Origin of the sequence: Dyella sp. BiH032 (genome assembly GCF_031954525.1) — a bacterium.
In the GTDB taxonomy this organism is placed as follows: Bacteria; Pseudomonadota; Gammaproteobacteria; order Xanthomonadales; family Rhodanobacteraceae; genus Dyella_D.
Genome location: NZ_CP134867.1, coordinates 4,787,722 through 4,804,768 on the forward strand (window position 1 = coordinate 4,787,722; position 17,047 = coordinate 4,804,768).

The window sequence follows — 17,047 nt, forward strand, 5'->3', positions numbered from 1 at the left end:
AGGACCACTTTCCGGCAAAGTTGATGGACCAATCTGGTCAGCGCGGCAGCAACCGCACCACGCGCTCCACCGCTTCGCCGATGCGGCTGGCCTCGATCATCCCGTAGCCGAACACCAGGCCGCCCGGCACGCCGCGGCCGAACGTATAGCCGTCCAATCCTTCCAGGCGCACGCCCGCGGCAGCGGCACGCTCGATCAGCGGTGCGGTGCGGACCTCGCGCGGCAGCCGCGCCGACAGGTGCAGGCCGGCATCCGACGGCCACGCCGGCAGGCCATGGCGCGCCAGCGCGCCGAGCAAGGCCTCGCGCCGCTCCGCATAGACCTTGCGCATCCTGCGCACGTGACGCGCGAGATGGCCTTCGGCGATGAACGCGGCCAGCGTGTCCTGCGCCGGCACGTCGCAGTGCCAGTCGGCCAGCTCCTTGGCCATCGCCAATGCCGGCATCAACCACGGCGGCGCCACCAGGTAACCCAGACGCAGGGCCGGGAACAGGCATTTGGAGAAGGTACCCACGTAGCAGACCGAACCGTTGCGATCGAGCGTCTGCAGGGCATCCAGAGGGCGGCTGCCATAGCGGAATTCGCCGTCGTAGTCGTCCTCGATCACCACCGCGTTTCGCGCGGATGCGAACGCCAGCAATTGCGCGCGGCGACGCGGCGACATCGACATGCCCAGCGGGAACTGATGCGACGGCGTCACATACACCACGCGCGCCTCCGCCGGGATGCGTTCGACGACGACGCCTTCTTCATCCACCGGCACCGCTGCCACTTTCGCGCCGGCCGCCGCGAACGCGGCGCGCAGCGGCGGATAGCCCGGGTCCTCTACCGCGACCATGGTCCGGCCCGGCACCACCAGCACGCGCGCCAGCAGATCGAACGCCTGCTGCGCGCCGCTGGTCACCACCACGTCGTCCGGATCGCAGGCCACCGCGCGGGCAAACGACACGTGCCGCGCGATCGCCTCGCGCAAGGCCGGCCGGCCGCACGGGTAGCGATACATCGGCGGCCCTTTGGACAGTCCGCGCAGCGCCCGCGCCGACAAGCGGCGCCACGTGTCGAAGGGAAACAGCCGGTTGTCCGGACTGCCGACGCGAAAGTCATGGCTGAACTCGCGCGGCGGCGTGGACACCGGCGGACGCGCCTGGCGCCAGTACGGCGCCAGGCGCCGGTCACCGCCGGGCTCGGCCACCGCGTGGGCCTTTCCGCGCCGTTCGAGCAGATCGGCGACGTAGTTGCCCGCGCCGCGGCGGGCCACCAGGTAACCCTCACTCAGCAACAGGTCGTAGGCCGCCACCACGGTATTGCGGGAGAGCTGCAACGCCTGTGCGAGCTCCCGGGTCGCCGGCAGGCGCAGGCCAGCCTTCAGCCGTCCGTCCAGGATCGCCGCGCGCAGCTGGCCATGCAGCGCGGACAGCCGCTGGCGGGAGCCCTTGACCGGCAGCTCGATAGGAAATTCGAAGGGATGTTGCATGGCCAGCGCATCGCCGGAAATTGGACCTGCATAATTGCCAGGTTGTGGTTCTTTTTCCAGTCCATGGGGATCTCTACGCTGTGCCCACTCCCGCCCCTGGAGGCGAATGCCATGACTTCGCATGTGCCCAGCCACGACTCCCACCCCCAAGCGGGTGCGTCGACATGGGCGCCACCAGCTACTCATCAAGGAAACAGCGCCATGATCGACCTGTATTTCGCCGCCACGCCGAATGGCCTGAAAGCCCGCCTGTTCCTCGAAGAAGCCGGCCTGGCGTATCGCATCGTTCCCGTAAGCCTGAGCAAGGGCGAGCAATTCAAGCCCGAGTTCCTGGCCATCTCCCCCAACAACAAGATCCCGGCGATCGTGGACCACGCGCCCGCCGACGGCGGCGCGCCGCTGGCGCTGTTCGAATCCGGTGCGATCCTGCTGTACCTGGCCGAGAAGACCGGCCGCCTGATTCCCGCCGACGTCCGCGGCCGCACCGAGGTCACCCAGTGGCTGTTCTGGCAGATGGCCGGACTCGGGCCGATGGCCGGGCAGATCGGGCACTTCAACGTGTACGCGCCGGAGAAGGTGCCTTACGCGATCGAGCGCTACACCCGCGAGGTCCGGCGCCTGTACGGCGTGCTGGACCGCCGCCTGGAAGGCCGCGAGTTCATCGCCGGCGCGTTCTCCATCGCCGACATCGCCTGCTATCCGTGGATCGTGCCGCATGAAGCGCACGGACAGGACCTGGCGGAATTTCCGCAGTTGTCGCGCTGGTTCCAGGCGATGGCCGCACGCCCCGCCACCTTGCGCACCTACGAAGGCGTGGAAAACGCCTACGCACCGAAGCAGGCGCTGACCGAGCAGGAGCGGCAGGTGCTGTTCGGCCAGGGCAAGTCGCCTACGACCGCCTGAGACCTCTGCTGACAGGTCCTGTCACCGCTTCGCCTTAGCTTGAACGCACTTCCATGCCGGGCCCCATGCCATGAAGAAGTCCGACCTCGCTGCTCTGCTCCTGCTTGGTGCCCTGTGGGGCGCATCGTTCCTGTTCATGCGCATGGGCGCGGACCAATTCGGCCCCATGGCCCTGGCCGGCATGCGGGCAATCGGCGCGGCACTGTGTTCGCTGCCGCTGCTGGTCTCGCGCGAACGGCGCGCCACCATGCGGCGGCACGCCAAGGACATCGCGGTGGTGGGCATGGCCAACTCCGCCTTGCCGTTCGCCTTGTTCTCGTTTGCCGCCGGCAGCCTGCCGGCCGGCGTCTCGGCCATTTCCGACGCGATCGCGCCGCTGCTGGTCGCGCTCTCCGGCTGGCTGTGGCTGGGCGAGAAACTCGATGCCACCCGCGCGAGCGGCCTGCTGGTGGGCTTCACCGGCGTGGTGTGGCTGGTCGCCGGCAGCGTGGGCTTTGGCGGCTCGACAAGCGGCGCCGGCTGGGCCATGGCCGCCTGCGTGGGCGCCAATGTCTGCTACACCTTTGGCGCACACTACAGCCAGCGCCGGCTGCGCGGCGTGGCGCCGCTGGCGGTGGCGACGGGCAGCCAGCTGGCATCGGCGGTGGTGCTGCTGCCGTTCACCGTCTGGCTGTGGCCGGCGAAGATGCCCGGCGCGCAGGCCTGGCTGGCGATGTTCGGCCTGGCCGCGGCATGTACCTCGCTCGCCTACGTGCTGTTCTACCGGCTGATGGCGCGCATCGGTTCCGCGCGGACGCTGGCGGTGCTGTACCTGATTCCGGTCTTCGGCGTGCTGTGGGGACTGCTGTTCCTGCGCGAGCCGGTGACCTGGGCGATGGCTGGCGGCTGCGTGGTGATCCTCGCCGGCGTCGCCTTGACCACCGGCATGGTCCGTCCGCGCAACCCCGCGCCGGCAACGGCCGTGCCCACGCCCACGCCCACGCCGGAACAAGCCTGATCGTCCGAAGGTCTTTTCTTGCACGGTCTTCCCGCGGCCCGGTCCGCCGGGGCGGGCTGCGCCATAATCCGAGATCGCGGCGCTGCGGTGCCGGTTCTCCACGCTGGAGCTGCAATGCAATCGATCCGCCCCTTTCGACTGACGGCCCGCTTCGTCGCCCTGGCCTGCCTGTGGCTGCTGGCCGCCTTGAGCGCCACTGCTGCGTTCGCACAGGATGACGACGGCATCCTGCCGGTGACCGAGGCTTACAAGCTCTCGGCCGATGCTTCCACGCCCGGCGTGCTGAAGCTGCACTGGGAGATCGCTCCGGACTACTACCTCTATCGCGGCCGCATGAAATTCACCGGCGCGGAGGGCGCGACGCTCGGCGATGCCAAGCTGCCGGACGGCGAGAAGCATCACGACGAATACCTCGGCGACGTGGAGATCTACCACCACGCGGTCGAGGCGACGTTGCCCTACACGGTCGCGCCCGGGGCGCAGCGGCTGAAGCTTGCCGTCCGCTACCAGGGCTGCCACGAGGTCGAGCCGAAGATCTGCTATCCGCCGCACACCGAGCAGCTCGACCTGCCGCTGCCGGCCGGCGCGACGCAGGCCGGCACGGGGGCGCCCGGCAGCCTGGGCGCGGCGCTCGCCCAGATCGGCGGAACGTCCGCGGCACCGGCCACGCCGGGCACCGACGCCGCGCCACTGCCGGCCGAACAGGCCTTCCGCTTCGAAGCGCTGGCCAGCTCGCCCACGCAGCTGCTGCTGCGCTGGACCATGCCCAAGGGCTACTACCTGTATCGCGACCAGACCTCGCTGCATCTGAATGCCACCGGCCTGAGGCTGGGCAAGCCACAGTGGCCGCAGGGCGTGGCCAAGCAGGACCCGCACTTCGGCAACGTGACCGTGTACTTCGACCAAGTGGAACTGCCGGTCGCGATCGAGGGCGATATCGCCGGCCGCAAGCAGGTCGTCATCGAGGCCAGTTTCCAGGGTTGCCAGGACGGCGGCCTCTGCTATCCGCTGATGACCCGCGCCGCCACCGTGGACCTCGCCGGCGGTACGACCGCCACCGGCGAGACCGTGGCCGGCCCTGCGCCGGAGGCGCCGCCCGCACGCGCGCCGGCCGCCGCGCTCGACGTCAGCCTGTGGTCCGCTCTGCTGCTCGCGCTGGGCGGCGGCCTGGTGCTGAACCTGATGCCGTGCGTGTTGCCGGTGCTGTCGATCAAGGCGGTGGGCCTGATCGAAAGCGGCGAAAGCGCGACGCGGCGGCGGCGCCATGCGCTGGCCTATACCGCCGGCGTACTGATCAGCTTCGTGGTGCTGGGCCTGGTCATCCTCTCGCTGAAGGCGGCGTGGGGCGCGCAGCTGCAGAAGCCGCTGGTGGTCGGCGTGCTGGCCCTGGTGATGCTGGCGGTGGCGCTGTCGATGTCGGGCGTGGTGCAGTTCGGCGCCTCGCTGGGCAACACGGGCAGCGGCCTGGCCAGCCGCTCGGGCCTGGCCGGCGACTTCTTCACCGGCGTACTGGCGGTGGTGGTGGCCAGCCCGTGCACCGCGCCGTTCATGGGCACCGCGCTTGCGTACGCCCTGGCCGCACCGACCCTCCATGCGCTGCTGGTGTTCTTCATGCTGGGCCTGGGGCTGGCGCTGCCGTTCCTCGCGGTAGGTTTCGTGCCGGCGCTCGCGCGGCTGCTGCCGCGGCCGGGCGCCTGGATGGAAACCCTCAAGCAGGTGCTCGCCTTCCCCATGTACCTGGCCGCCGTATGGCTGGCCTGGGTGCTGGCCAATCAGCGCGGCGCCGACGCGGTGGGCCTGCTGCTGGTGGCCGGCGTGATGCTGGCGATGGCGCTGTGGTGGTTCGAGCGCGCCCGCTACCGCAGCGCCGGTGCCCGCACCTTGGCGTTGCTGCCGCTGCTGCTGGCGCTGGCGCCGCTGTACTACCTGGCACACCTGCCCGCTCCGGTGGCGGCGGCCGCCGCCGCTGAGGGCACGGTCGCCTACACGCCGGATAAGCTCGCCGAGCTGCGCAAGGCCGGCACCCCGGTCTTCGTCGACATGACCGCCGATTGGTGCATCACCTGCAAGGCCAACGAACACGCCGTGCTCAACACGGATGCCTTCCGCGACCTGCTCAAGCGCACCGGCGCCGTCTACATGAAGGGCGACTGGACCAACGAGGACCCGGCCATCACCGCCTTCCTGCAGCAGTACCACACGCCCGGCGTGCCGCTGTACGTGGTGTTCCCCAAGCACGGCGGCGAAGGCCGCAAGCTGCCGACCGTGCTCACCGGCGCGCTGGTCGAGGAAGCCCTCACCGAGGCCGCCAAGTGAGCACGCGGACGTACCGGTGCTGAGTCGCGGCAACTGGCTGATCCTCGGCGCCGCGGTGCTGGTCGCCGCCCTCGGCGGCTGGCTGCAGCACGCCAGCCGGCTGGCGCGGTCGCCGCACGGCGCGCAGGTGGCGAACGTCGGCGATCTTCGGCCGGACCTGGCCCTGGCCGGTCTGGATGGCCGCGAGCATCGCCTGTCCGAGTTCCGCGCCCGGCGCGTCCTGTTGAACTTCTGGGCCAGCTGGTGCGGCCCCTGCCTGGACGAGATGCCCGCGCTGGCGAAGGCCCAGGCGAAGTTCGGCGAACAGGGCGCGATCGTCGTCGGCATCGCCATGGACGATCCCGCCCACGCCCGCGCCTTCCTGGCCGCCCATCCGGTGAACTACCCCATCCTGCTCGGCCGGCTGGAGAGCCCCAGCACCTCGCTGCGCCTGGGCAACGCCGGCGAAGTGCTGCCCTACAGCGTGTTGCTGGATGCGGAAGGCCGGGTCCTCGAGACCCGGCGCGGCACGGTGGACGCGGCCACGCTGGAGCGATGGCTCGCGCCGCGGGCCGCGCCGTGACGCGATTCTTCCGACACATACGGCTCCGCACGTTTTAACGCGGACTTCTCCGTCGAACATCGCCGAACTGCGCCGAACTGGACAACATTGCCGAGTGCGCGCACACTCCCGCCGGTCGCCGGGGTACCCCCGGCCCCCGTTGAAGGTTCCGACGTGGCGAAGATCCTGGTCCTGCATGGGCCCAACCTCAATCTGCTGGGTGCGCGCGAGCCCGACATCTACGGCCGCACCACCCTGGCCGACATCAATGCCGCGCTGGCGGCCCGCGCGCAGGCCGCCGGCCATCACCTGGCCTGGTTCCAGCACAACGCGGAACACGAGCTGGTCAACCGCATCCACCAGGCCCGCGACGAAGAGGTGGCGGCGATCCTGTTCAACCCCGGCGCCTTCACCCACACCAGCATCGCCCTGCGCGACGCGCTGGCGGCGGTGGCGATCCCGTTCGTAGAGGTGCACTTGTCCAACGTGCATGCCCGCGAACCGTTCCGCCGCCACTCCTACCTGGCCGACATCGCCGTGGGCGTGATCTGCGGCTTCGGCGCGGACAGCTACCGGCTGGCCCTGGAAGCGACGATCGCCCGCCTGGAACGGCCAGCGCCAGGCTTGCCCTGAGCGGCGCGCCCCGAATTTCCCTTCCTGCCGCTGCGGCGGCACCAACGAAAAGGTTTTGACCGATGGACCTGCGCAAGATCAAGAAACTGATCGACCTGCTCGAGGAATCCAACCTCGCCGAGCTCGAGATCAAGGAAGGCGAGGAAGTGGTGCGTCTGTCGCGTGTGCCCAAGGGCGGCGTGACGGTCGCCGCCGCGCCCGTCGCGGTGCAGGCCGCCCCCGCTCCGGTCGCGGCGCCCGCTCCTGCGCCCGCCGCCGAGGTCGCTCCGGCCAACGCGCTGCCGGCCGGCCACGTGGTGAAGGCGCCGATGGTCGGCACGTTCTACGCCTCGGCCAGCCCGGGCGCCGCCGCGTTCGTCAAGGTCGGCCAGCAGGTCAAGGCCGGCGAGACGCTGGGCATCATCGAGGCAATGAAGATGTTCAACCAGATCGAAGCCGACGTGGCCGGCACCGTCCAGGCCATCCTGGTCGAGAACGGCCAGCCGGTGGAATTCGACCAGCCCATGTTCGTGATCGCCTGAGCGGGCTGACCACCATGCCCATGCTGGAAAAAGTCGTCATCGCCAACCGCGGCGAAATCGCCCTGCGCGTGCTGCGCGCCTGCCACAGTCTCGGCATCAAGACCGTGGCGGTGCACTCCACCGCGGACCGCAACCTCAAGCACGTCGGCCTGGCCGACGAATCGATCTGCATCGGCCCGGCGCCGTCGGCCGACAGCTATCTCAACATCCCGCGCATCATCGCCGCGGCGGAGATCAGCGACGCTCAGGCCATCCACCCGGGCTATGGCTTCCTCTCCGAGCGCGCCGATTTCGCCGAGCAGGTGGAGCAGTCCGGCTTCATCTTCATCGGCCCCACCGCCGAGGTGATCCGGTTGATGGGCGACAAGGTAGAGGCGATCCGCGCCATGAAGGCCGCGGGCGTGCCCTGCGTGCCCGGCTCCGGCGGTCCGCTCGGCGACGACGTGGATGAGAACATCCGCATCGCGCGCGACATCGGCTATCCGGTGATCATCAAGGCCGCCGGCGGCGGCGGCGGTCGCGGCATGCGCGTGGTGCGCACCGAGGCGCACCTGGCCAACGCCATCACCATGACCAAGCAGGAGGCCAAGGCGGCCTTCGGCAACGATCAGGTGTACATGGAGAAGTTCCTGGAGAACCCGCGTCACGTGGAGATCCAGGTGCTCGCCGACGGCCAGGGCCACGCCATCCATCTGGGCGAACGCGACTGCTCCATGCAGCGCCGTCACCAGAAGGTGGTGGAAGAGGCGCCCGCGCCGGGCATCACGCCGGAACTGCGCGCGCAGATCGGCAAGGTCTGCGTGGACGCCTGCTTGCGCATCGGCTATCGCGGCGCGGGCACGTTCGAGTTCCTGTTCGAGAACGGCCGCTTCTACTTCATCGAGATGAACACCCGCATCCAGGTGGAGCATCCGGTGACCGAGCTGATCACCGGCATCGACCTGGTGCGCGAGCAGCTGCTGATCGCCGGCGGGGAGAAGCTGTCGATCCGCCAGGAAGACATCAAGATCCACGGCCACGCGATCGAGTGCCGCATCAACGCCGAAGACCCGGACAACTTCCTGCCTTCGCCGGGCACGGTGAAGCGCTTCGAAGCCCCGGGCGGTCCCGGTGTGCGCGTCGACACGCACCTGTACGACGGCTACCGCATCCCGCCGAACTACGATTCGATGATCGGCAAGCTGATCGTGCACGGCCCCGACCGCGAGACCGCCATCGCGCGCATGCGCCTGGCTCTGGCGGAGACCGTGATCGAAGGCGTCAAGTGCAACATTCCGCTGCAGCAGCGCATCATGGCCGACGTCGGCTTCCAGCAGGGTGGACAGAACATCCACTACCTGGAAAAGCGCATGGCGGAACAGAAAGACCAGCAGCACCCGCCCGCGCACTGACGCCGGCGGGCTCGCATAGCGGGGCGCAGGTTCGCGGAACTTGCGCCCCGCTGCCGTTTTCGCCCATGGCGCCTGCCTATACTCGACCATCCGGCCGCGCGCGCGGCCCTACTTCGCCCGTTCCCATGCCCTTCCTCGAACTGACCCTCACCCTCCGCTCCGAACAGCAGCCGCGCGCCGAAGAAGCGCTGGAGGATCTCGGCGCGCTATCCGTCACGCTGCAGGACGCCGACGCGGAAACGCCGGACGAGCAGGCGATCTTCGAGCCGGGCGTGGGCGAACTCCCGCTATGGCCGACCATCACGCTCAACGCGCTGTTCGATGCGGACACCGACCGTCGCGGCTTGACCGAAGCACTCGGCGACCTGCTGCCGTGGCTGGAGCCGGACCAGGTGCTGTACCGCGACGTCGCCGACGAGGATTGGGAGCGCGCGTGGATGGACCAGTTCAAGCCGATGCAATTCGGCCGGCGGCTGTGGATCTATCCGTGGAACATCGAGCCGCCGCAGGACGGCGACAGCGTGGTGGTACGCCTCGATCCCGGCCTGGCCTTCGGCAGCGGCACCCACCCCACCACCGCGCTGTGCCTGGAATGGCTCGACGCACAGGACCTGAAAGGCAAGACGCTGATCGACTATGGCTGCGGCTCCGGCATCCTCGCCATCGCGGCGCTCAAGCTGGGGGCGGCGAGCGCAGTGGGCGTGGACAACGATCCGCAGGCACTGACCGCCTCGGCCGACAACGCCGAGCGCAACGAGGTCGCCGGACGACTGGCCCTGTTCCTGCCGGAGGACCTGGACGCAGAACCCGCCGAGGTCTTCATCGCGAACATCCTCGCCGGCCCGCTGGACGAGCTCGCCCCGAGCTTCGCGGCAGCGGCCAGGGCGGGCGCGCCCTTCGCCATTTCCGGCATCCTCAAGGGCCAGGAAGGTGAGCTGCTCGAACGCTACGCCGAATGGTTCGACGAGTTGCGCGTGGATACGCGCGAGGACTGGGTGCGCATCAGCGGACGACGCCGCGCGGACTGAAGGTCTGAGCCCTGACCGCGTCGGCGCGTCCGCCGCCGTTTACTGCGCCTTGCCGGCGTACAGCTTCTGCACGGCGCCGAGATCGTATTTGCAGCCCACCAGGTAATAGCGGCTCTTGCCGCCGGATTCGCCCGGCATGGCCACGAGTTCGCCCTCGGGCGCCTGCTTGCCGTACATCGGCCAGTCGGGGCCGAGGCTGTCGTCCTTCTGCAGTCCCTGCCTGGCGGCGAACGCGGCCATCTCCTCGAGCGGTTTGTCGCTCTTGATCACCAGATAGATCTCGTTGCGCGCGTAGAAATAGACGTACGAGGAGCGCACGCCGAAGGCTTCGACCGGCTGCGCGGACTCGCGGATGAAGCCGCTGTCCAGGCCGGCTTTCTCCGGCGCCTTCAGGAAAGGCATGAAACTTTTGTCGTCGACCGCGCGATTGGCACCGGCCATGGCGCTCACGCCTTTGCAGGTGATGGCGTCCGCCACGGCGGCGACGCGGGCGTCCGCGGCCGACGCCTGGAACGTGGCGATGCCGGCCAGGCAGGCGAGGCTGAGGCTCGCGCGTAGAAGTCGGGTCATGAGGTAGTCGTCCTTATCCATGGCACTGCGTTCTCCAGAGGCGGGCAGCACCGGAACCGCCGCCGGACGTGGACGCCGGCGGCGCGATCATACGCCAGGCGGTGACGTCGTTCGCCGCCGCGCAAAACGCGATGGCGTTCCACATTCCGCCGCGCTTTGCGCTTACCCTTGCAGGCCGCCGCGCGAACGACTCTACTTGCCGCATGTACGCCCAGTGTCCCGACTGCCTCACCGTGTTCTCGATGGACGCGGAACTGCTCGCGCAGGCGCGCGGACACGTGGTCTGCGGGCATTGCCAGGTAGAGTTCGATGCGCTGCTGAGCCTGAGCAGCCAGCTGCCGCCGGAACCGTTCCAGTACCTTCCCTCGCGCGAGAACTCCGGCCGTTTGCCCCGCGCCGACGCCGCTGTCTACCGGCCGCGGCCCGAACAGGTTTTCGCGCCGGCATCCACGCCGGCCGCGGAAAACGGAGACTTCTCCCAGCTGGTGTTCTCGCCGCGCTTCGCCCGGGAAGCCAAGTCGTCGGCGGGCCGTCGCTGGCCATGGCTGGTCGCCTGCCTGGTGCTGTTGCTGCTGTTGTGCGCGCAGCTGGCGTGGGCCAAGCGCGACGTGCTGATTGCCGACGCGACCGCCGGCTCCTGGCTGCGCCAGGCATGCACCGGGCTCGGCTGCCGCCTGCCTTTGGTCCAGGACGTGCATCGGCTGCGGCTGCTGGCGCGCGACGTGCAGGCGCACCCGTCGGTGCCGGGCGCGCTGCTGATCAGTGCCACAGTGCGCAACGACGCGAGCTTCGACCAGCCCTGGCCGGTGGTGTCGGTCACCCTCTCCGACGTGGACGGCAAGCGGATCGCCATGCGGCGCCTGCAGCCCGCCGAATACCTTGGCGATAGCGCCGCCCTGGAACGCGGCCTTGCAGCCGGCGGCAACGCCGCCCTGGTGCTGGAGGTGGAAGACCCTGGCAACAAGGCCGTGGCCTTCGAGATCGGCTTCGAGTGAAGCCCAACTCTTTCCTAAGAAACTCAGTACTTAAAATTCTCCGGTCGCGAGGGTAAACTCTCACCCCTTCGTCTGCTGCATCCGGCGTTCCATGCGAGCCGCCGCCCGCGGTACCAGCCAAAGCAACATGCGGCGACCCATGCAGTCGCTGCGAAGAACGTGAGGGAGATGCCCGTGAACGCCGTCAGACTGCCTGCTGCCGAGGCCGCCAAGGAGACCTCGTCGCAGAGCGCGTTGAGCGAATGCGTTACCCGCACCGTCCGTCGCTATCTCGCCGACATCGGCGACACGGAATGCGCGGAAGGCCTGCATGCGCTCGTCATTCGCGAAGTCGAAGGCCCGCTGCTGCGCGAAGTCCTGGCATGGCACGACGGCAACCAGAGCCGTGCCGCCGCCGCGCTCGGCATCAATCGCGCCACCCTGCGCAAGAAGCTCGCCGTCCACGGCCTGCTCTGACATCGCGGCGCAGGATGCGCCCGCTCCGACCGGGAAGTCGCCATGTCCTCCGCATTCATCGTCCGCCCCGCCACTGCCGCCGACCACGCGCGGATCGCCGTGGTGTGGGAAGACGCCGTGCGCGCGACGCATGACTTCCTCGCCGAGGAAGACATCCTGTTCTTCCGCGGCTTCCTTCCCGAGATATTTGGACGTCTGGACGTCCGCGTCGCCGACCGGGGCGGCGATATCGGCGGTTTCGTCGCCACGGCCGAGCGGCATGTCGAAGCCCTGTTCGTCGCGCCGGCCCTGCACGGCCAGGGGCTGGGCCGCAAGCTGCTGGACCACGTCATCGGCGACGATCCGAGCACGGCCTGGACCGTGGACGTGAACGAGCAGAACCCCGGCGCCACCCGCTTCTACGAACGCTACGGCTTCGTGCAGGTCGGCCGCTCGGAGCTGGACGCGAGCGGACGTCCCTTCCCGCTGCTGCATCTGGCGCTGCGCCGCTGAGCGCCTCGGCGGAACGCCTGGGTTTATAATCCCGGCCTTTCCCGCAGGAACCCGCCTCATGTCCACGGCCTCCCTGGCGCCGGTCCGCCGCGCCTTGCTCAGCGTTTCCGACAAACACGGGCTGATCGACCTCGCCCGCCGGCTGTCCGCCAAGGGCGTCGAACTGCTGTCCACCGGCGGCACCGCCAAGGCGATCCGCGACGCCGGCCTGCCGGTGAAGGACGTGAGCGAACTGACCGGCTTTCCCGAGATCATGGACGGCCGCGTCAAGACGCTGCACCCGAAAGTCCATGGCGGCCTGCTCGGCCGCCGCGGCACCGACGACGCGGTGATGGCCGAGCTGGACATCGCGCCGATCGACCTGCTCGTGCTCAACCTCTACCCGTTCGAAGCCACCGTCGCGCGTCCCGACTGCAAGCTGGAACAGGCCATCGAGAACATCGACATCGGCGGTCCTGCCATGCTGCGCTCCGCGGCGAAGAACTGGAACGACGTCGGCGTGCTGACCTCGCCCGACCAGTACGAGGACGCGGTCAAGGAGATCGAGGAACACGGCGGTCTCGCGCGCGCGACGCGCTTCAAGCTCGCCGTCGCGGCGTTCAATCGCGTCTCCAACTACGACGGCGCGATCAGCGATTACCTGTCCGCGCTGCGCCTCAATGAGACGCAGGACGGGATCGCCGGCCACGACCTGTTCCCGGGCCAGGCGAACGGCCGCTTCGTGAAGATGATGGACCTGCGCTACGGCGAGAACCCGCACCAGCATGCCGCGTTCTACCGCGATCTCCATCCCGCACCCGGTACGCTGGCCACCTTCCGCCAGATCCAGGGCAAGGAGCTGTCGTTCAACAACATCGCCGATGCCGACGCGGCGTGGGAATGCGTGCGCAGTTTCACCAAGCCCGCCTGCGTGATCGTCAAGCACGCCAATCCGTGCGGCGTGGCGGTGAGCCTTGAGGGCGTGGGCCGCGCCTACGACCTGGCGTACCAGACCGACCCCACCTCCGCTTTCGGCGGCATCATCGCTTTCAATCGCGAGCTGGACGGCTCCACCGCGCGCGCCATCGTCGAACGCCAGTTCGTCGAAGTGGTGCTCGCGCCCGCCTACGCGGAGGACGCCCTGCTGGCCTTCGCCAAGAAGGCCAACGTGCGCCTGTTGCTGATCCCGCCGCCGGCCGACGGCGATCTTTCCCGCGCCCACCCGGGCAATGACGTGCGCCGCGTGGGCTCGGGCCTGCTGATCCAGACCGCTGATCGCGGCATGGTCACCGCCGAGGATCTGAAGGTGGTGACGAAGCGCGCGCCGACCGAAGCGGAGATCCACGACCTGATCTTCGCCTGGAAGGTGGCCAAGTACGTCAAGAGCAACGCCATCGTCTACGCACGCGACCGCCAGACCATCGGTATCGGCGCCGGCCAGATGAGCCGTGTCTACAGCGCCCGCATCGCCGGCATCAAGGCGGCGGACGAGAAGCTGGAAGTGCGCGGCTCGGTGATGGCGTCGGACGCGTTCTTCCCGTTCCGCGACGGCATCGATGCGGCGGCGCAGGCGGGCATCACCGCGGTGATCCAGCCGGGCGGCTCGATGCGCGACGCCGAAGTGATCGCCGCCGCCGACGAGCACGGCATGGCCATGGTGTTCACCGGCATGCGCCACTTCCGCCACTGAACCCTCGTCGCCGCGGTCGCGAGAAGGCCGCGGCGATGGAGCATCCAGACCGAAACACCGGCACGGTTTGATGCTGCAGCCTCCGCGGCGTGCCGGACAGCGTTTACGGATTCCTGCCGTCTAACGGCTACCGGAAAGTAATCGACGCTTCGGTCGATAGCCTGGCACGCGGCTACCGGACACGATGTCCGCCGATGCCACGCAACGCCAGCGCTGCGTTGGCGTCCGGCCTATGGACACGCTACGCACCGATCGGATGGCACAACCCTGCCGCCGATCAGCGCCGTGCAGGCGCGGGCTCGCCGGCATGCACTTCCACCGGCCGCGCCGCATAGCGGCGCGCCAGCACCGCGCAGGTCATCAGCTGGATCTGGTGGAACAGCATGATCGGCAGCACGATCGCGCCCAGCGGATGGCCGGCGAACAGGACCTTGGCCATCGGCACGCCACTGGCGAGGCTCTTCTTGGAACCGCAGAACACGATGGTGATCTCGTCCGCGCGGCCGAAGCCCAGCGCGCGGGCGCCATAGCGTGTGGCCAGCAGCGCGATCGCCAGTAGCACGATGTTCACCAGCAGCAGCCCGCCGAGCACCGGCAGCGGCACCTGCTTCCACAGACCCTGCAAGACCGCCGCGCTGAAGGCGGTGTAGACCACCAGCAGGATCGAGCCCTGGTCCACGTAAGCCACCAGGCCGCGATGCTTCGCCACCCAGCCGCCGATCCAGCGCTGCGCCACCTGCCCGACCACGAAGGGCACCAGCAGCTGCAGCACGATCGCGCCGATCGCATCCCACGACATGCCGCCCTGCCCATGCGACTCCAGCATCAAGCCCACCAATAGCGGCGTGAGGAAAATGCCCAGCAGGCTGGACGCCGACGCCGAACAGATCGCGGCGGCGACGTTGCCGCGCGCAATCGAGGTGAATGCAATGGACGACTGCACGGTGGAAGGCAGTGCGCACAGGAACAGCACGCCCAGGTAGAGATCCGGCGTCACCAGCGGCGCCAGCAACGGGCGCAGCAGCCAGCCCAGCAAGGGGAATAGCACGAAGGTGCTGGCCAGCACCGTCAGGTGCAAGCGCCAATGGGTCGCTCCGGCCACCACCGCCTCGCGCGACAGCTTGGCGCCGTGCAGGAAGAACAGCAGCGCGATGGCAAGGTCGGTCAACACCTCGAACACGTCGGCGGCTGCACCGCGGCACGGCAAGACCGTAGCCAGGGTCACGGTGGCGACGAGCGCGCAGGTGAAACGGTCGGGCAGGAAGCGGCTCAGGGACATGGCGGCAGGGGGCAAGAGGCTGGGGGCGGCTCATTCCAGCGCCCGGCGATTGATAAATCAAATCGTTTTAACTTATTCATTGATACGATTTGCGCATGAACGTCAGCCTGCGCCAGCTCCGCGCCTTTCTCGCCGTCGCCCACGCGCGGCATTTCCGGCGGGCGGCCGAGAGCCTGCATCTCACCCAGCCGGCGGTCAGCCGCCACATCGCCGACCTGGAGGCGGAACTGGGCGTGCGGCTGTTCGACCGCAACACGCGCGAAGTCGTCCCCACCGAAGCGGGGCGCTACCTGCAAGGCGCCGTGGAGCGGCTGCTCGATGAACTGGAAGGCGTGCTGGCCCACGTCCACACGGAAAGCGAACGGCGCAGCGGCAAGGTGCGCGTGGCCGCGGTGCCGACCTTGTCGGCCGGCCTGATGCCCCGCTGCATCGCCGCCTGCGCGCGCGACTTTCCGCAATTGACGGTGCAACTTCATGACCAGGCGCAGACGCTCGTACTCGACAGCGTCCGCAACGGTGAGGTGGATTTCGGCCTCGCCATCGAGCCGGCGGACCGCGAATCCTTCGAGATCGAAACCATCCTGCATGACCCGTTCGTGCTCGTCTGCCGCACCGACCACCCGCTCGCCGCGCTGGCGCAGGTGCCATGGAAGAAGCTCAAGGACCAGCCGCTGGTGCTGCTGGACCAGACCTCCGGCAGCCGACGCCTGATCGATCGGCAGCTGGCTGCGCAGCGCATCGAGGGGAATGTGGTCCAGCAGGCCGGCCATCCGTTGACCGCATTCCGCATGGTGGAAGCAGGCCTGGGCGTGAGCGTCACGCCGCGGTTGTCGTTGCCCGCACCCGGCGCGCTGGTGACGCGGCCTCTCACGCCGACGGCAGAGCGTGCCGTCACGCTGATCCGTCGCCGGCACCGTTCGCTGTCGCCCACGGCGCAGCTGGTGTGGAACAGCATCCGCGACACCGCCGCCGCGTGGGCGAACACGGATACAGCGAAACGTAGAACGATCACGCCGCGTTGAACCGCGCGCGCCTAGCGTGGAGCGGCTACGCAGGAGACCCGCCATGCGCTATCAGCTCTACTACTGGACCGGCATCCAGGGACGCGGCGAATTCGTGCGCCTCGCGCTGGAGGACGCCGACGCCGATTACGTGGACGTGGCCCGCGAGGAGGGCGATGAAGCGATCATGCCGTTCCTGCGCGGCGAGCGGCCCGGCGCGCGGCCGTTCGCTCCGCCGTTCCTGAAAGCCGGGCGCCTGGTGATCGCGCAGACCGCGGAAATCCTGCACTACCTCGGCCCGCGCCATGGCCTGGTGCCGAAGAGCGAGGCGGCGCGGCTGTACGCGCATCAGCTGCAGCTCACGCTCTCGGACCTGGTGGTCGAAGCGCACGACACGCATCATCCGATCGCCAGCGGCCTTTACTACGAAGACCAGCGCCCTGCCGCTAGACAGCGCGCGGAAGATTTCCGCAAGACGCGCATTCCCAAGTTCCTCGGCTACTTCGAGGACGTGCTCGACAAGGCCGGCGGCCGCCACGCGCTGGGCCGGCATTCGTACATCGACCTCTCGCTTTTCCAGGTGATGAGCGGACTTTCCTACGCCTTCCCGAAGGCGATGAAGCGCATGCGCAGGAAACTGCCCCGCTTGAACGCACTTGCCGACCGGGTGGCCGGGCGGCCGCGGCTGGCCGCCTACCTGGCATCGCCGCGGCGCATCCCGTTCAACGAGATGGGCATCTTCCGGCATTACCCTGAGCTGGACGACTGAATCAGAGCACGC

17 protein-coding genes are annotated in these 17,047 nt (G+C 68.8%); 14 read left to right on the plus strand and 3 right to left on the minus strand.

The window, feature by feature from the left end; translation table 11 throughout:
• Positions 1-37: 37 nt before the first annotated feature.
• Positions 38-1,474 carry a PLP-dependent aminotransferase family protein gene (locus RKE25_RS21155; RefSeq protein WP_311840054.1) on the minus strand — a complete coding sequence of 479 codons (1,437 nt, stop codon included), beginning with the start codon at positions 1,472-1,474 and terminating at the stop codon, positions 38-40.
• A 201-nt stretch (positions 1,475-1,675) separates the two neighbouring features.
• Here RKE25_RS21155 and RKE25_RS21160 point away from each other — a divergent pair, with 201 nt between their 5' ends.
• The 8 genes from RKE25_RS21160 (at position 1,676) to prmA (ending at position 9,804) form a co-directional block, all read left to right on the plus strand.
• Entirely contained in the window at positions 1,676-2,377 is a 702-nt protein-coding gene (locus RKE25_RS21160) for a glutathione S-transferase N-terminal domain-containing protein (RefSeq protein ID WP_311840055.1), read from the plus strand.
• Between the two features lie 70 nt (positions 2,378-2,447).
• Positions 2,448-3,374 (plus strand): DMT family transporter, encoded by a 927-nt coding sequence (locus RKE25_RS21165; protein ID WP_311840056.1) that lies wholly within the window; start codon positions 2,448-2,450, stop codon positions 3,372-3,374.
• A gap of 114 nt (positions 3,375-3,488) precedes the next feature.
• A complete protein-coding gene (locus RKE25_RS21170) occupies positions 3,489-5,690 on the plus strand; it encodes a protein-disulfide reductase DsbD (RefSeq protein ID WP_311840057.1) in 2,202 nt (733 codons plus the stop codon).
• Between the two features lie 16 nt (positions 5,691-5,706).
• Positions 5,707-6,252: a TlpA disulfide reductase family protein gene (locus tag RKE25_RS21175; protein WP_311840058.1), complete on the plus strand. Its 546-nt coding sequence runs from the start codon at positions 5,707-5,709 to the stop codon at positions 6,250-6,252.
• 153 nt (positions 6,253-6,405) lie between these two features.
• Positions 6,406-6,864, plus strand: coding sequence for a type II 3-dehydroquinate dehydratase (gene aroQ, locus RKE25_RS21180; protein ID WP_311840059.1), 459 nt, complete (start codon positions 6,406-6,408; stop codon positions 6,862-6,864).
• A gap of 62 nt (positions 6,865-6,926) precedes the next feature.
• Positions 6,927-7,385 (plus strand): acetyl-CoA carboxylase biotin carboxyl carrier protein, encoded by a 459-nt coding sequence (gene accB / locus RKE25_RS21185; protein WP_311840060.1) that lies wholly within the window; start codon positions 6,927-6,929, stop codon positions 7,383-7,385.
• 20 nt (positions 7,386-7,405) lie between these two features.
• The gene (gene accC, locus RKE25_RS21190) at positions 7,406-8,776 is read left to right on the plus strand and encodes an acetyl-CoA carboxylase biotin carboxylase subunit (protein ID WP_311842455.1); all 1,371 of its coding nucleotides are present in this window, start codon (positions 7,406-7,408) and stop codon (positions 8,774-8,776) included.
• A 125-nt stretch (positions 8,777-8,901) separates the two neighbouring features.
• Positions 8,902-9,804: a 50S ribosomal protein L11 methyltransferase gene (prmA, locus tag RKE25_RS21195; protein WP_311840061.1), complete on the plus strand. Its 903-nt coding sequence runs from the start codon at positions 8,902-8,904 to the stop codon at positions 9,802-9,804.
• 39 nt (positions 9,805-9,843) lie between these two features.
• Here the strand turns inward: prmA and RKE25_RS21200 are convergent, their stop codons facing one another.
• A complete protein-coding gene (locus RKE25_RS21200) occupies positions 9,844-10,374 on the minus strand; it encodes a hypothetical protein (protein WP_311840062.1) in 531 nt (176 codons plus the stop codon).
• Positions 10,375-10,577: 203 nt separating this feature from the next.
• Here RKE25_RS21200 and RKE25_RS21205 point away from each other — a divergent pair, with 203 nt between their 5' ends.
• From RKE25_RS21205 to purH, 4 genes are all read left to right on the plus strand, one after another.
• Positions 10,578-11,369, plus strand: a complete 792-nt coding sequence (locus RKE25_RS21205; protein WP_311840063.1) for a zinc-ribbon and DUF3426 domain-containing protein — start codon at positions 10,578-10,580, stop codon at positions 11,367-11,369.
• A gap of 168 nt (positions 11,370-11,537) precedes the next feature.
• A complete protein-coding gene (locus RKE25_RS21210) occupies positions 11,538-11,825 on the plus strand; it encodes a helix-turn-helix domain-containing protein (protein WP_311840064.1) in 288 nt (95 codons plus the stop codon).
• A gap of 42 nt (positions 11,826-11,867) precedes the next feature.
• Positions 11,868-12,317 (plus strand): GNAT family N-acetyltransferase, encoded by a 450-nt coding sequence (locus RKE25_RS21215; protein WP_311840065.1) that lies wholly within the window; start codon positions 11,868-11,870, stop codon positions 12,315-12,317.
• Positions 12,318-12,375: 58 nt separating this feature from the next.
• The gene (gene purH / locus RKE25_RS21220) at positions 12,376-13,986 is read left to right on the plus strand and encodes a bifunctional phosphoribosylaminoimidazolecarboxamide formyltransferase/IMP cyclohydrolase (RefSeq protein WP_311840066.1); all 1,611 of its coding nucleotides are present in this window, start codon (positions 12,376-12,378) and stop codon (positions 13,984-13,986) included.
• A 277-nt stretch (positions 13,987-14,263) separates the two neighbouring features.
• On the opposite strand, the gene RKE25_RS21225 is transcribed toward purH, so the two are convergent.
• Positions 14,264-15,265, minus strand: coding sequence for a bile acid:sodium symporter family protein (locus RKE25_RS21225; RefSeq protein ID WP_311840067.1), 1,002 nt, complete (start codon positions 15,263-15,265; stop codon positions 14,264-14,266).
• Between the two features lie 95 nt (positions 15,266-15,360).
• Here RKE25_RS21225 and RKE25_RS21230 point away from each other — a divergent pair, with 95 nt between their 5' ends.
• Together RKE25_RS21230 and RKE25_RS21235 are read left to right on the plus strand one after the other, a co-directional pair.
• Positions 15,361-16,287, plus strand: a complete 927-nt coding sequence (locus tag RKE25_RS21230) for a LysR family transcriptional regulator (RefSeq protein WP_311840068.1) — start codon at positions 15,361-15,363, stop codon at positions 16,285-16,287.
• A 43-nt stretch (positions 16,288-16,330) separates the two neighbouring features.
• Positions 16,331-17,035, plus strand: a complete 705-nt coding sequence (locus RKE25_RS21235; protein ID WP_311840069.1) for a glutathione S-transferase — start codon at positions 16,331-16,333, stop codon at positions 17,033-17,035.
• Positions 17,036-17,047 lie beyond the last annotated feature (12 nt).

What these genes read in the sequence shown, in the direction of transcription:
- RKE25_RS21155 (WP_311840054.1), bottom strand. Translation starts at nt 1,474, where the DNA reads ATGCAACATCCCTTCGAATTTCCTATCGAGCTGCCGGTCAAGGGCTCC.
- RKE25_RS21160 (WP_311840055.1), top strand. Translation starts at nt 1,676, where the DNA reads ATGATCGACCTGTATTTCGCCGCCACGCCGAATGGCCTGAAAGCCCGC.
- RKE25_RS21165 (WP_311840056.1), top strand. Translation starts at nt 2,448, where the DNA reads ATGAAGAAGTCCGACCTCGCTGCTCTGCTCCTGCTTGGTGCCCTGTGG.
- RKE25_RS21170 (WP_311840057.1), top strand. Translation starts at nt 3,489, where the DNA reads ATGCAATCGATCCGCCCCTTTCGACTGACGGCCCGCTTCGTCGCCCTG.
- accB (WP_311840060.1), top strand. Translation starts at nt 6,927, where the DNA reads ATGGACCTGCGCAAGATCAAGAAACTGATCGACCTGCTCGAGGAATCC.
- accC (WP_311842455.1), top strand. Translation starts at nt 7,406, where the DNA reads ATGCTGGAAAAAGTCGTCATCGCCAACCGCGGCGAAATCGCCCTGCGC.
- prmA (WP_311840061.1), top strand. Translation starts at nt 8,902, where the DNA reads ATGCCCTTCCTCGAACTGACCCTCACCCTCCGCTCCGAACAGCAGCCG.
- RKE25_RS21200 (WP_311840062.1), bottom strand. Translation starts at nt 10,374, where the DNA reads ATGACCCGACTTCTACGCGCGAGCCTCAGCCTCGCCTGCCTGGCCGGC.
- RKE25_RS21205 (WP_311840063.1), top strand. Translation starts at nt 10,578, where the DNA reads ATGTACGCCCAGTGTCCCGACTGCCTCACCGTGTTCTCGATGGACGCG.
- RKE25_RS21210 (WP_311840064.1), top strand. Translation starts at nt 11,538, where the DNA reads ATGCCCGTGAACGCCGTCAGACTGCCTGCTGCCGAGGCCGCCAAGGAG.
- RKE25_RS21215 (WP_311840065.1), top strand. Translation starts at nt 11,868, where the DNA reads ATGTCCTCCGCATTCATCGTCCGCCCCGCCACTGCCGCCGACCACGCG.
- purH (WP_311840066.1), top strand. Translation starts at nt 12,376, where the DNA reads ATGTCCACGGCCTCCCTGGCGCCGGTCCGCCGCGCCTTGCTCAGCGTT.
- RKE25_RS21225 (WP_311840067.1), bottom strand. Translation starts at nt 15,265, where the DNA reads ATGTCCCTGAGCCGCTTCCTGCCCGACCGTTTCACCTGCGCGCTCGTC.
- RKE25_RS21230 (WP_311840068.1), top strand. Translation starts at nt 15,361, where the DNA reads ATGAACGTCAGCCTGCGCCAGCTCCGCGCCTTTCTCGCCGTCGCCCAC.
- RKE25_RS21235 (WP_311840069.1), top strand. Translation starts at nt 16,331, where the DNA reads ATGCGCTATCAGCTCTACTACTGGACCGGCATCCAGGGACGCGGCGAA.